Origin of the sequence: Mesorhizobium prunaredense, from assembly GCF_900156895.1 — a bacterium.
Lineage (GTDB): Bacteria > Pseudomonadota > Alphaproteobacteria > Rhizobiales > Rhizobiaceae > Mesorhizobium > Mesorhizobium prunaredense.
Genome location: NZ_FTPD01000002.1, coordinates 18,241 through 30,065 on the forward strand (window position 1 = coordinate 18,241; position 11,825 = coordinate 30,065).

Here is an 11,825-nt window from a genome sequence, read left to right on the forward strand (position 1 = left end):
GCAGGACTCGCGAATCCTGAGCATCAGGCGCGCAAAAAGCGGAGGCCGGTTTGGCAAATCCGCTCCATACCACAGATGGGTCAACCGGCTTCGCGCACGCGTGTCAGCGCCACCGAAAGCTTCTCTTGCGCCTCGCGATACTCGGCGAGTTTTTCGCGCTCGGCTTCGACGACATCTTCCGGCGCGTTGGCGACGAATTTGTCGTTGGACAGCTTCTTGTGCAGGCGGGCGATCTCTTCGGTCACCTTGACCAGCTCTTTTTGCAGCCGCGCCGCCTCTGCGGCAAGGTCGATCAGGCTGCCGAGCGGCAGGCAGATGGTGGCCTCGTTGAGCACGATCTGGGCGGAGCCCTTGGGCGCCGTATCGACAAGCGAGATGTCGCCGACCCGCGCCAGTCGCTTGATGGCCGATGCCTGACGCTCAAGCCTTTCGCGGGTTGCGGTATTGGCGCCGATCACCATCAGCGGCGCGATCGCCGCCGGCGGCACGTTCATTTCCGAACGCACGGAACGGATGCCTGAGACCAGGTCGATCAGCCAGTTGATGTCGGCGGCCGCTGCCTCATCCTCGAAGTCGGGCGACGGCCACGCGGCATGGCAAAGCAGCGACGGCCGTTCCTTGCCCTCACCTGATGTCTCAGCCCACAGCTCTTCGGTCATGAACGGCATCATCGGATGCAGCAGCTTGTAGATCTCGTCGAGCACGAAGGCGACGCAAGCCCGGCTCTCGGCCTTGGCAGCCTCGTCCGCACCTATGAAGACCGGCTTCAACAGTTCCAGGTACCAGTCGCAGAACAGGTTCCAGACGAAGCGGTAGGCCGCGCCCGCAGCCTCGTTGAACCGGTATGAAGTGATGCCATCGGTGATTTCGCGTGCCGCGCGTGTCAGTTCGGTCAGAATCCAGCGGTTGACCGCCAGCTTGGCGTCGTTCAGCCAGAAATCGTCGTTTCTCGCGACGTCGTTCATCTCGGCAAAACGCGTCGCGTTCCACAGCTTGGTGCCGAAGTTGCGGTAGCCGGCGATACGAGCCGGATCGAGCTTCACGTCACGCCCTTGCGCGGCCATCACCGTCAGCGTGAAGCGCAGTGCGTCGGCGCCATATTCGTCGATGAGATCGAGCGGGTCGATGACGTTGCCTTTCGACTTCGACATCTTCTGCCCGTTCTTGTCGCGCACCAGCGCATGGACATAGACGGTGTGGAATGGCTCCTCCCCCATGAAATGCAGGCCCATCATCATCATGCGAGCGACCCAGAAGAAGATGATGTCGAAGCCGGTTACCAGCACGTCGGTCTGGTAGTAGGTCTTCAGCTCCGGCGTCTGGTCCGGCCAGCCAAGCGTCGAGAACGGCCACAGCGCCGAGGAAAACCATGTATCGAGCACATCTTCGTCGCGGATCAGGATCTCGCCCGGCTTGAAATTCTCGAGTTTGTCCTCGACCCAGGCCTTCCACGGCCCTTCCAGCGCCAGATAATATTCGATTGCGGCGGCGAGCGCCTCCTCCTCGGTCTTCTCGACGAAGATGCGGCCGTCCGGCCCGTACCAGGCCGGGATCTGGTGTCCCCACCAGAGCTGGCGCGAAATACACCAGGGCTGGATGTTCTCCATCCAGTCGAAATAAGTCTTCTCCCAGTTTTTCGGCACGAACTTGGTGCGGCCCTCGCGCACAGAGGCAATCGCCGGCTTGGCGAGCTCCGCCGCGTTCGCATACCATTGTTCGGTCAGGAACGGTTCGATCGGCACGCCGCCGCGATCGCCATGCGGCACGGCATGGCGATGCGGCTCGACCTTTTCGAGGAAGCCGCCCGCCTCCATCAGCTCGACGATCTTCTTGCGCGCGACGAAACGATCGAGGCCGTTGAGCTCATCCCAGACGGCCTGACGCTCGGGCGTTACCTCCAGCCCGGCGAGAAAGTCGTCATTGTCCGTGAGGGCGACCGCCGCCTCGACGGTGAGGATATTGATGGCCGGCAGCTTGTGGCGCCTGCCGACCTCGAAGTCGTTGAAGTCGTGCGCTGGCGTGATCTTGACCGCGCCGCTGCCTTTCTCCGGATCGGAATATTGGTCCGCCACCACCGGGATCTTGCGGCCGACGATCGGCAGGACGAGGTTCTTGCCGACCAGATGCCGAAAACGCTCGTCGTCGGGATGCACCGCCACAGCCGTATCGCCCAGCATCGTCTCGGGCCGCGTCGTCGCCACGGTGATGAAGGTTTTTGGATTTTCCGGATCAAAAACCTCGCCCTCGACGGGATAACGGAAATGCCAGAGATTGCCGTTGACCTCCTGCTGTTCGACCTCAAGGTCGGAAATCGCAGTCAACAGCTTCGGGTCCCAGTTCACAAGGCGCTTGTCCCTGTAGATCAGGCCTTCCTTGAAGAGGGTGACAAACACTTCGAGCACCGCCCTGGACAGACCCTCGTCCATGGTGAAACGCTCTCGGCTCCAGTCGGCCGAGGCCCCCAGCCGCTTCAGCTGGTTGAAGATCGCGCCGCCGGATTCGGCCTTCCACTCCCAGACCTTCTCGATGAACTCATCGCGCGTCAGGTCGCGGCGGTGGATCTGCTTCTCCATAAGCTGGCGTTCGACCACCATCTGCGTGGCGATGCCGGCGTGGTCCATGCCGGGCTGCCACAGCACGTTCTTGCCGCGCATGCGCTCGAAGCGCACCAGAATGTCCTGCAGCGTGTTGTTGAGCGCATGGCCCATATGCAGCGAACCGGTGACGTTCGGCGGCGGGATGACGATGGTGAAGGCTTCCGCGTCCTCCTCGGCGCCTGCGCCGGCACGAAACGCGTCGGCCTCCTCCCAGACTTTGGCGATCTTCGGCTCGACGATTTTCGCGTCGTAGGTTTTTTCGAGCATGGGAAGCCGTCCGGGCTGTCGGGTTTTTGCTGGTCCGGTGTAAATCGGAAGGTTTTGGCCAAGTCAACCGCGAGGCGGCAGGCGAGCGGGCTCGCCTGCCATACAGATAGATCGGACAAGATCGCAGGCAATGCCACTGCCGAGGCCGTAGGCATTGCATCGCGCATCAACGAAGACGTCGCCCCCAGCGGCGGGGCTCATCCGTCGACCGTCGGAATTATTATTGCGCGCCGCGCGCTACGCGTTCGATTTCTTCGCGCACCAGCCGCTCGACCAGCGTCGGCAGATTGTTGTCAAGCCAGTCCTGCAGCATGGGCCTCAGCATCTCCTCGGCCATCTCGTCGAAGGTTTTCTTGCTGCGGCTGGCGAACGCATCGGAAAGCTCGCCGAAGGCGGCGGCAACTTGCCGGCCCGTATGCTCGGAAAGGATCGCCGGACGAGCGGACGGTGCCTCGCTCGTCGCCGGGCGCGCCAACCCGCTTCGCGGCGGGGCCGGCTCGAAGGCAGGTTCGGCCGCGTCCTCGAAAACCTCGGCCTTCGGTTCGGCATCCGGCGTCTGTCGCAGCTCAGCCCTGTCTGGGGCCCTGTCCGGCTTGGCCACGGTCTTCGCTTCGCTAATTGCGGCAATATCACGCCGCCACCCGGCAACGATACTGTCGGTCGTCGCCGCAACCCTTGCCGTCGCAGGCGCATCCGGCTCCGGCTTGTTGGCCGGGGCCGCTTCGGCCGCGACCCTGTCACCAGCAAGCGTCACGGGCGATTTGACCGGCGCCGGATCGGAACGCACCGGCGGCTCAACGCGCGCGATGACAGGCTCGACGGCCGACGGTTGCGCCTGCACCTCGGTCAGCGTGGCCGGCCTCCTGGCGTCGAATCCCGGACGCAGCTCGGCGCGAAACGCGCTCACCTCAGGTGGCGCCCCGCCTACCTCCGGCAGCGCCCCGCCTGACTCCGGCGGCGCCCCGCCCGCCGCCGGTGCCGGCACAGCTACCGACGTCAGATCCTGCAGCAGGTCGTCCGTTTCGTCCGGCTGCCTGCGGCCGGTGTCGTTGTCCTCGATGATCCTCCTGATGGAAGCCAGTATCTCCTCCATGGAAGGTTCGCGCTGTACGCTGCTTGCCGTCGCCATCGTCACATCCGCCGCCCTTGTGACTCGTTGCAGATTTCCTGTCCGGCCAAAGCCGGATTCGAATCATGGCAACAGCGTAACCCACGGATCGACTTACGAGAATCCCCAATCTGAGGGCATGTTGGATTTCAACAGATTAGAGCCCGCGCGACCTTTTGGACGCGCGGGCTCTAAATAGCTTGAAACTGGACGGAAGTTGAAACTTGTGAGGTGATCAGCGGCCATCTGGCGTGCGCAGGCCGATCCACTTGTCCTTGACCGCATTGTAATGTTCTTCGGGCTTGTATTTCACTACCTGAAGGGCGAGACGATCGACCGAAAGACGACCGATAGCCGACAGGATGGCATAGCTCGCCACCACCAAATCGCGTTCGATGCTGGCGTGGTTGATCTTGGCGGTGATGAGGGTGGCCTGGGCATTGAGAACGTCGAGCGTGGTGCGCTGGCCGACATTGCGCTCCTCGATGACGCCGCTCAGGGCAAGCTGCGCGGCGGCGATCACCTGCCTGTTGGCCACCACGGTTTGCTGAGCGGCGGCATATTGCGTCCACGCCGAGGTCACGGCCTGCCGCACGGTGTCGCGGCTGACATCGACCTCGATCCGGGCCTGGCTGAGCGATTCCTTGTTCTGACGCACTATCGCCGACGTCCGCCCGCCCGAATAGATCGGTATGGTCAGCGTGGCACCGATGTTGGCCGTATTTTCTGTGCCATCCCCACTGCTGAGGGGATCGGATCTGCGATAGTCACTGGAAACGCCGGCGGAAGCCGAAAGCTGCGGCAGCAGCGCGCCTTCGGCTGATTTCACCGAAAACGCCGCCGCGTCGACCAGATGCTGGGTGGAGAGGATGGCCGGGTGCTCAACGGATGCGATCGCGATCGCCGAATCGAGGTTCGACGGCAACAGCTTGGCCAGCGGCGAAGCGGCCCTGAGCCTGCCTGGCTCGTCGCCGACGATCTGGCGATAAGTCGCAGCGCTTGCCAGCACCAGCGCGCGGGCGGCGGCCAGTTCCGCCACGGCGGAGGAGCGCTCGGCATCGGCCTGTGCGACGTCGGTGCGGGTGCCTTCGCCGACTTCGAAGCGCGAGCGCGCCGCACGCGCCTGCTCGGTCAGGAACTGCAGGTTCTGCTCCGTCAGCACCGCCACTTGCCGATCGCGAATCACGTCCATGTAGGCGCTTGCCGCATTGAACAGAATGTTCTCTTCGGTGTTGCGCAGGCTCTCAAACGAGGCGCGGACCTGCGCTTCGGCGGCGGCGACGTTGTTCCTGGTCTGAAAGCCGTCGAACAGGGTCTGGTCGATCTGGACGCCAAAGTTGCCGGTGGTTATCGAGATTTTTCCGTTCTGCCCGGGCACGTTGGGCTCATTTCTACGGGCATCGAAATGGCCCCTGGAGTAGTCGATGTTCGCGGAACCGGTGATGGTCGGGCGCCAGCCGGACTTGGCGATGGCAACGCCCTCATCGGTGACGCGGACGCCGGCGCGGGCCGAATTGAGCTGGGAATTGTTCTGATAGGCTTTTGAAAGTGCCCCGAGAATGGTTTCCGCCGAGGCGCCTAGCGGAGAAAGCGCGGTCGCCGAAAAGAGGACGGCAAAAAGACTCTTTCGTAAAGACGGCACGTTATTCCCTCATTCGTTTTGCATGGGAACCACACCGCGCCGGCTTCTCCCATTCGAGCAGCCGGCGCCGTGTGTTTCAGGTTCCCTGCTGTCTGCCCCCAAAAGAAGACCCCGGTTGTGCGGATCAGCAACAATTGTTCAAGCGCAAGCGAACATGACAACGGCTTTGCTGCAAGCCAAAATCACTCAGAACTCGAACGCACGGATACGTTCGAATCCCGGTAGTGGCTTAATTGCCGCATTAAAGGCGCCTCTTCCGGTTACGACCCCCCCTTTTTTCAGGAACAATCGGGCCACACCCGAATTCCCCTGCCCTTCGACGGCGACGAGCCGACCGCCTTCGGCAAGCTGGTCGAGCAGCGGTTCCGGCACTTTCTCCACGCTGCCGCCGATGAAAATGACGTCGTAGGGTGCTCCCGCGGCATGCCCTTCCGACAACGGTCCGTTGACCACGCTGACATTGTCGCAGCCCAGCGCCGAAAGCGTCGACATCGCGGTCTCGGCCAATGCCGGATCGCTTTCCAGTGCGACGACCGACTTTGCCAGCCGCGACAGGATCGCCGCCGCATAGCCGGTGCCGCAGCCGACATCGAGCCCCGAATCGCCAGGGCCGATCTCGGCCAGTTGCATCAGCTTGGCCAGCGGCGAAGGCTCCATGAGATAGCGTGGGCCGTCGGCTGCATTGGCAATGCGGATGTCCTCGTCGATATAGGCCAGATCGCGCTGGCCTGGGGCGACAAAGGCTTCGCGCGGCACGACAAGCATCGCCTCGAGCAGCGGCGCGCTGGTCACATCGGTGGTGCGGATCTGGCCGTCGACCATTTTCACCCGACGTTCGGCAAAATCAGCGCTCATGTTCCACCCAATCCGCCCAAATCAATTTGCCCAAGATCAATCCGCTTGCCGCGCCAAGACCGCGGCTCATGTCGACCGGAACTCAAGCCTCCTGACGCTGGTGCGCGGGAGCTTGGGCAACTGGAGGCCTCGCCCGGAATCGAACCGGGGTGCAAGGATTTGCAGTCCTCTGCGTAACCACTCCGCCACGAGGCCTCATTGCTCCCGGCGTTCCACCCGGTTCCAATAGGTTGCGGCGAAAATGCCGTCAAGCGGCCATGGTGCATTCCGAACGGTTTCCCCTCCGCCATGATGCTACGCATCGAATCGTCGATACGCATCCTGCAATTAAAATATTAGTTAATTGGTAAGCACGCAGTATGGCAAAGGGAAGCCGGGCCCTGGACCCTGACGTCCCGTAAGCAGAAGACCCGCCATTCCCAAGGAGAGCCGCGAGGGCTTGGGAAAAAAAGGTCCGGGCATTAGCCAGGTTGAGTCGAGCTGGAAAGACGCCCCTTCAGGCTTGCCGCGGTGCAAACCATCAGTTCGGCCGCCGCCGCCGTTCCCACCACACGACGAGCCGGCGCCGGTGGCGGCGCACCACAGCGAACTCGTAGGAGAGCACCAGCAATCCGATCGGCACCATCCAGAAGCCCAGGATCGGCAGAAAGCCGAGAATGCCGCCGAAGATCAGCACGATGCCGATTGCAATCCTGAGGCCGCGCGAGCGCGGCATGGTGAACTGACGGCCGAAGACCGATATTTTCCGTGCCGGTGGGTGGTTGTGGCTTGCTGCGCTCATGTCTGGTTAGTGGTCCGTTCGGGCAAAGAAAAGCATCGGCTGACGAAAGCCGCAACCGCCTTTTCGGTTCCGCGCACCCCGCCAGACGGCTCATATGAGGACGCGCGCACATGATTGCCAGAAATCGTCGCGCGAAAAAGCGCCGAAAAATACGAAATGCTTCTTTGCAAAGCCGAAACGGGTTTGCTATAGGCTGCGCCACTCACATGAGAGCCTCTGTTCCCCGGTAGCTCAGTGGTAGAGCAACCGGCTGTTAACCGGTTGGTCGCTGGTTCGAATCCGGCCCGGGGAGCCAACAAATTCAAGCACTTAGTCGAATTGTCTTAGCGCCCACCGGCCTGAGTAGTCCTGCTTGGGCAACACTTGGGGCAACGTGCATTGCCGAACACGCCTGACATCAGCGAACAATCGGTCGAGCAGTCCCTACTGCCTGAGCACAGGGACATCATGTTCGATGTGATTCTTACTTGGGCCAAAATCGACGGTGCGATCGGAGCGATGCTTGGGACTGCCTTGGACATAGATACGTCCGATGCGGCTTTCCTCCTTGAAGGCTGGTCGACGTCCGCCCGATTTAACGAGCTGATCAAAACATTGAAGCAGCTGCCTGATGGCGAAGACGTGGCCAAAATATTTCGGAGGCATAAGAAGCTTTATGAGCGTTTTTCCAGGATCAGAAATCGAATTGCTCATGCGGCTTGCGCAGGTCACCTAAGAGAAGATCCTGACTACATCGTCTTTCTGCTCTTTGAAAAATGGGCCGACGGTCAAATGACTGTTGAGGCAATTCCGATCGACGACATGCGGAAAGCCGACCGATGGGGAACGGAGTTTTTCAAGCTCATTAGTCCAGGCAATCACGCCGCGCTCGTGCCGACGAAGAACCCGCGCAATGCAATCCGCTAGGCAATCGGGCCTCACACACGGGGTCTTCCTTGCATTCCTGCACCTTCCTGCGACTATCGGAGGTCCGCGTGACATGGACGGGACGTAGAGAAGATGTGTTTGGGGGGGTAAATGAGTATCGCCAGGAGGGCCATTCTCGCTGGATTGCTTGCTGTCGCGCAACCGGCGAGCGCCGGTCAGCACGTAGTCAGATGTGAGTCCGGCTCTTGGTCCGGCCACAGCATCGCGCAAATGAATGACGGCTCCTTTAGATCCGTCGATGACAAGATCGGCTACAAAGAGACGATCTACATTTTTTCGGATGAAATCGGTTCGCAGGGCGTCATCGTCTATGGATCAGAAAAAATTCCGGCGACTACTGTAAATCGATATCGCACCTACACGACTTTGACCTACACCTTTGGCGGCGTATCCAACATGGATACAATTTTCGACACTGGCCTTGTGTTCAATCAGTACGGAAAGGCGTCGTTTGGCGATTTGCCGACAGCGTCGACATTCTTCAACAAGTGCCACACTGGAGAATGAAAAAGCTCACCACCGTGAGGCAGCGGGCTTGCTGGTGTGCGGCGGGTTAGTGCTTGTCGCTTCTGCCGCGGTCGTTCCAAAGCCGTTCGGCTTCCGCCCATGTGTCGGCAGTCGGGCCCCTGTGCGCCGCCGCCGTTGAAATGCTCGACCTGCAAAATCCTCCAGTCCCAATCTGTCGCTCACGCGAAGCTTTACCGCCATGCCTTCAAGCGTCTGGGCAGGGATCGCGCAAATGCGCATGCCAATTTCCCACTCCTCGTTGCTATGTGCGTTGAACGCCTCTTCCAGCGCATCATAGTTGTGCTCACGGTACCGCTCGTCTCTCAGTGCCGACCATTCCTCCCACGTGGCTTCGACCTGCGCCTTTTCTCTCTTGATTTCCTCACGCCATGCGCGAACCGGTTCCGGCTTCCAATCCTTGGTGCATACATCATGAAAGGACATGGTTTTAAGAGCATCATCCTCTAGTTGTTTCAGGTGAGCCGGCATCAGCGGCGATTTCCAGTCAGTGGGATGAAGCGGCCTTGGCGGCAACAAGGCTTCAAGCTTGTCGCTGAGTGCGCTGTTGGATTCCGACGCCGTTTCCATCCGGGCGTGGGCTTTCTCCATTTCCTGATCGAGCCGGAACAGCTCGGCGTCGGGATGCTCGGCAGGTGCGGGCGCGGCCGAGGCGTTGCGCACGGCGGCGGACGTGGCGGCGAGAGCGAGCCCTGCCCCGGTCAGGTTAAGCAGGCGGCGGCGATTGATTGCGGGCATGCCTTCGGCGGCTGCCCGAACAGTGATGTTCGGCATTAGATTTTCCTCGTTTGCGATAATGTTACACTAATGGTATAAGGCTGAACCGATTAAGGAAGTCAACATCTTTAGTGCAAGGTTTAATTAAAATGGGAATTTCGTCGGCTCAATGCCGGGCCGGCCGAGCGCTTATCGGGTGGTCGCAAGATCAACTGGCGATGGCTTCGAAGGTGGCGAAGGCAACAATTGCAAATTTCGAAGCTGGGAAGCGGGCGCCGTATGACCGCACTCTGCTTGACCTTCAGGCAGCGCTCGAAACGGCCGGAGTCGAGTTCATCCCGGAGAATGGTGGCGGTGCCGGGGTACGGCTTAAGAAGTCTGCGCCGCCCTCCGCACAACTGCGCGAAGGCGAAGCCGGCATCATCGAAAACAACGAGATGTAGGAGCGGCGCAGCGATGGCCTTCACGGTGATTTGGTACGGGAGACAGGGCATCGTTGAAAAGACGCCCTTCGATGCCGAGAAGGCCGCAAGAGATCACGCCCTGGCGACATTCCCTGCTCGAAAGCAGGATGACGGTATCGTGGCGGTGGAAGTACGCAAAGACGACGGCACGGTTGTATTCAGCAAAGCAGGGGGCAGCTAGAATCTCAGCGCTTCTTTTTCGGGGTGATTTCTTCGATCTGTGCGCCCTCGCCGATCTCTTTCGCCATGGCCTCAGCCTTGGCCTTGTCCTTGGTGGTCAAGACCGTACGCCAATGCGGCTTTTCGAACACGCTCACGACGTAGGTTGTGACGGGCTTTTCCAGGATCAGCCGTCTAATGTAATTGCGCTCAATGGATTTCGTCTAGCGCCTTCCGCGATCACACCATAGGCGTCTGCATCTCGGCTATATTAGCTTGTGCCTGTGGCGGACCTTTTCCGCGCCTTGGGCCGACGTCCCTACATCCCAACACCCTGTGCCCAACAGCGAGCCGCCGGGAAGTGAGGAGGCATGAGCAGCTTAGGCTTATGGGTCATACTCGTGACGGCGACCATGGCGATCCTTTACCTGTTGTCGTATGTCGAGATCAGGATGTAGGGGGCAGCAGCGCCCGGCGTGTGACTTAACCGCCCGGCGCTACCCGGCCGTAGGAGGCCGTACCGGTCCTGTGGTGTTCCACTGGACGAATGGCACATCCTTGCCGGTGATATCCTTCACCGTCTTGAACAAGGCTGCATGCGTGCTTTGCAGCGCCCGGTAATGGTCGCTGGTAGGCGATAGCAGCGGCTGAACGATGCTCTTGTGTAGCCGCTCCGCCTCGCTCATGAAGCGGTCGATTTCAGCCTGGGAAAGCTGCTTGGAAAGGTTGGTCCTGGTCATAGCGATCTCCGTTGAAGGGGTCGCCGCAACGGGAGGAATATAATCCTGAATGCTGATCCCTTGCCACTGGTCGCTAACTCTCATCCCAAAAATCCTGCAGCGACGCGTGCCGAAGGTCTTCCTCCCCACGTAGGTGCTTGATGCGGGCCTTGATGCCTGGCTTGACCCACTGAGTTGCCGGCCGCTTTGGCATTTCCTTGGGCGGCGGCCCGGCATGTTCCTGGACCCGCTTCCATAGCCGTTCCCGCATCTCGCGATTGACACTGACGAAAGCGCTGCCGACGTATTTGCGGGTGCCAGGCTCGGCCATCAGGGCAAAGGCCGGCTTACCCCGCTCGCGCTCGACACCAAGAAGCTCGAATTCGCTTTCGGTGAAGGATTTTGTCTTCAGCCAATTGGTAGTCGGGCCGCTGCGATATTTGCTGTCCCTGCGCTTCGATACCATCCCCTCCAGGCCGGCCGCGTCGATCAGATGATAGATCGCGTTGGCTTCGCCCGGCATCGTCTCGCTGAACTGGATGCGACTGTCGGACCCTATAAGGCCGGCCAGGATTTCCCGCCGATCCTCAAGCGCCATGTCGCGCAAGTCGTGGCCATTTAGGTGCAGGAGATCGAACGCGACGAAATAGAGGTCGTGCTGGCGCCTGGTGATTGCCTTGCGCAGCGCGGCAAAATCCGAAAGGCCAGCGTCATTTAAGACGACGACTTCGCCGTCGATGATGGCGTTCTGTACGTTAACACCTTTGGCTGCCTCGACCAGATCGCGGTACTTGGAGGTCCAGTCGAGTCCGCGGCGGGTGAAAATCCGTGCACCGCCGGCGTCGATGATGATCTGGGAACGGTAGCCGTCGAATTTGGCTTCATGCATCCAGTCATCGCCTTGGGGCGGCTTGGCTACCAAGGTCGGCATCATCGGAGGAATAAACTCTAGCCGGCCAGCACCGGCAGTCACTCGTTTACGCACAGGTTCGAGTCTAGGCTCATCCGATTTGATGGCTAGGAGAACGGACCATGACCATTTTACTAAATTAGCAATGATGCAT

At 60.5% G+C, this 11,825-nt stretch carries 12 protein-coding genes and 2 tRNA genes; 5 read left to right on the forward strand and 9 right to left on the reverse strand.

All coding sequences use genetic code 11. The features are described from left to right. Positions 1-80: 80 nt before the first annotated feature. The 6 genes from BQ8794_RS02305 to BQ8794_RS02330 form a co-directional block, all read right to left on the reverse strand. Positions 81-2,864, reverse strand: a complete 2,784-nt coding sequence (locus BQ8794_RS02305; RefSeq protein ID WP_077372562.1) for a valine--tRNA ligase — start codon at positions 2,862-2,864, stop codon at positions 81-83. A 220-nt stretch (positions 2,865-3,084) separates the two neighbouring features. Beyond that, positions 3,085-3,993 (reverse strand): PopZ family protein, encoded by a 909-nt coding sequence (locus BQ8794_RS02310; RefSeq protein ID WP_077372565.1) that lies wholly within the window; start codon positions 3,991-3,993, stop codon positions 3,085-3,087. A 214-nt stretch (positions 3,994-4,207) separates the two neighbouring features. Beyond that, positions 4,208-5,614: a TolC family outer membrane protein gene (locus BQ8794_RS02315; RefSeq protein ID WP_077372567.1), complete on the reverse strand. Its 1,407-nt coding sequence runs from the start codon at positions 5,612-5,614 to the stop codon at positions 4,208-4,210. Between the two features lie 186 nt (positions 5,615-5,800). After that, complete coding sequence (locus tag BQ8794_RS02320; protein ID WP_077372571.1) at positions 5,801-6,469, reverse strand: protein-L-isoaspartate O-methyltransferase family protein; 669 nt, start codon at positions 6,467-6,469, stop codon at positions 5,801-5,803. A gap of 121 nt (positions 6,470-6,590) precedes the next feature. Continuing rightward, positions 6,591-6,664: transfer RNA gene (locus BQ8794_RS02325), tRNA-Cys, on the reverse strand. 325 nt (positions 6,665-6,989) lie between these two features. Beyond that, positions 6,990-7,250 (reverse strand): hypothetical protein, encoded by a 261-nt coding sequence (locus BQ8794_RS02330; protein WP_143744434.1) that lies wholly within the window; start codon positions 7,248-7,250, stop codon positions 6,990-6,992. A 220-nt stretch (positions 7,251-7,470) separates the two neighbouring features. Here BQ8794_RS02330 and BQ8794_RS02335 point away from each other — a divergent pair. From BQ8794_RS02335 to BQ8794_RS02345, 3 genes are all read left to right on the forward strand, one after another. Continuing rightward, positions 7,471-7,545, forward strand: a tRNA-Asn gene (locus BQ8794_RS02335). Between the two features lie 83 nt (positions 7,546-7,628). Continuing rightward, a complete protein-coding gene (locus BQ8794_RS02340; protein WP_077372574.1) occupies positions 7,629-8,156 on the forward strand; it encodes a hypothetical protein in 528 nt (175 codons plus the stop codon). 111 nt (positions 8,157-8,267) lie between these two features. Next, positions 8,268-8,684, forward strand: coding sequence for a hypothetical protein (locus BQ8794_RS02345; RefSeq protein WP_143744435.1), 417 nt, complete (start codon positions 8,268-8,270; stop codon positions 8,682-8,684). Positions 8,685-8,690: 6 nt separating this feature from the next. On the opposite strand, the gene BQ8794_RS02350 is transcribed toward BQ8794_RS02345, so the two are convergent. Next, complete coding sequence (locus tag BQ8794_RS02350) at positions 8,691-9,476, reverse strand: hypothetical protein (protein ID WP_077372581.1); 786 nt, start codon at positions 9,474-9,476, stop codon at positions 8,691-8,693. A 92-nt stretch (positions 9,477-9,568) separates the two neighbouring features. On the opposite strand from BQ8794_RS02350, the gene BQ8794_RS02355 reads away from it, so the two are divergent. Both BQ8794_RS02355 and BQ8794_RS02360 read left to right on the forward strand, forming a co-directional pair. Further along, complete coding sequence (locus tag BQ8794_RS02355; protein ID WP_077372584.1) at positions 9,569-9,862, forward strand: helix-turn-helix domain-containing protein; 294 nt, start codon at positions 9,569-9,571, stop codon at positions 9,860-9,862. A 13-nt stretch (positions 9,863-9,875) separates the two neighbouring features. After that, entirely contained in the window at positions 9,876-10,064 is a 189-nt protein-coding gene (locus BQ8794_RS02360; RefSeq protein ID WP_077372587.1) for a hypothetical protein, read from the forward strand. A 475-nt stretch (positions 10,065-10,539) separates the two neighbouring features. On the opposite strand, the gene BQ8794_RS02365 is transcribed toward BQ8794_RS02360, so the two are convergent. After that, the gene (locus BQ8794_RS02365; protein WP_077372694.1) at positions 10,540-10,782 is read right to left on the reverse strand and encodes a hypothetical protein; all 243 of its coding nucleotides are present in this window, start codon (positions 10,780-10,782) and stop codon (positions 10,540-10,542) included. A gap of 73 nt (positions 10,783-10,855) precedes the next feature. After that, positions 10,856-11,695, reverse strand: a complete 840-nt coding sequence (locus tag BQ8794_RS02370) for an ATP-dependent DNA ligase (RefSeq protein ID WP_483189055.1) — start codon at positions 11,693-11,695, stop codon at positions 10,856-10,858. Positions 11,696-11,825: the final 130 nt, after the last annotated feature.

Bases quoted from the DNA above. Each gene is read 5' to 3' on its own strand.
- BQ8794_RS02320 (WP_077372571.1), bottom strand. From the start codon at position 6,469: ATGAGCGCTGATTTTGCCGAACGTCGGGTGAAAATGGTCGACGGCCAG.
- BQ8794_RS02345 (WP_143744435.1), top strand. From the start codon at position 8,268: ATGAGTATCGCCAGGAGGGCCATTCTCGCTGGATTGCTTGCTGTCGCG.
- BQ8794_RS02360 (WP_077372587.1), top strand. From the start codon at position 9,876: ATGGCCTTCACGGTGATTTGGTACGGGAGACAGGGCATCGTTGAAAAG.
- BQ8794_RS02370 (WP_483189055.1), bottom strand. From the start codon at position 11,695: ATGATGCCGACCTTGGTAGCCAAGCCGCCCCAAGGCGATGACTGGATG.
- BQ8794_RS02355 (WP_077372584.1), top strand. From the start codon at position 9,569: ATGGGAATTTCGTCGGCTCAATGCCGGGCCGGCCGAGCGCTTATCGGG.
- BQ8794_RS02330 (WP_143744434.1), bottom strand. From the start codon at position 7,250: ATGAGCGCAGCAAGCCACAACCACCCACCGGCACGGAAAATATCGGTC.
- BQ8794_RS02310 (WP_077372565.1), bottom strand. From the start codon at position 3,993: ATGGCGACGGCAAGCAGCGTACAGCGCGAACCTTCCATGGAGGAGATA.
- BQ8794_RS02350 (WP_077372581.1), bottom strand. From the start codon at position 9,476: ATGCCGAACATCACTGTTCGGGCAGCCGCCGAAGGCATGCCCGCAATC.
- BQ8794_RS02305 (WP_077372562.1), bottom strand. From the start codon at position 2,864: ATGCTCGAAAAAACCTACGACGCGAAAATCGTCGAGCCGAAGATCGCC.
- BQ8794_RS02365 (WP_077372694.1), bottom strand. From the start codon at position 10,782: ATGACCAGGACCAACCTTTCCAAGCAGCTTTCCCAGGCTGAAATCGAC.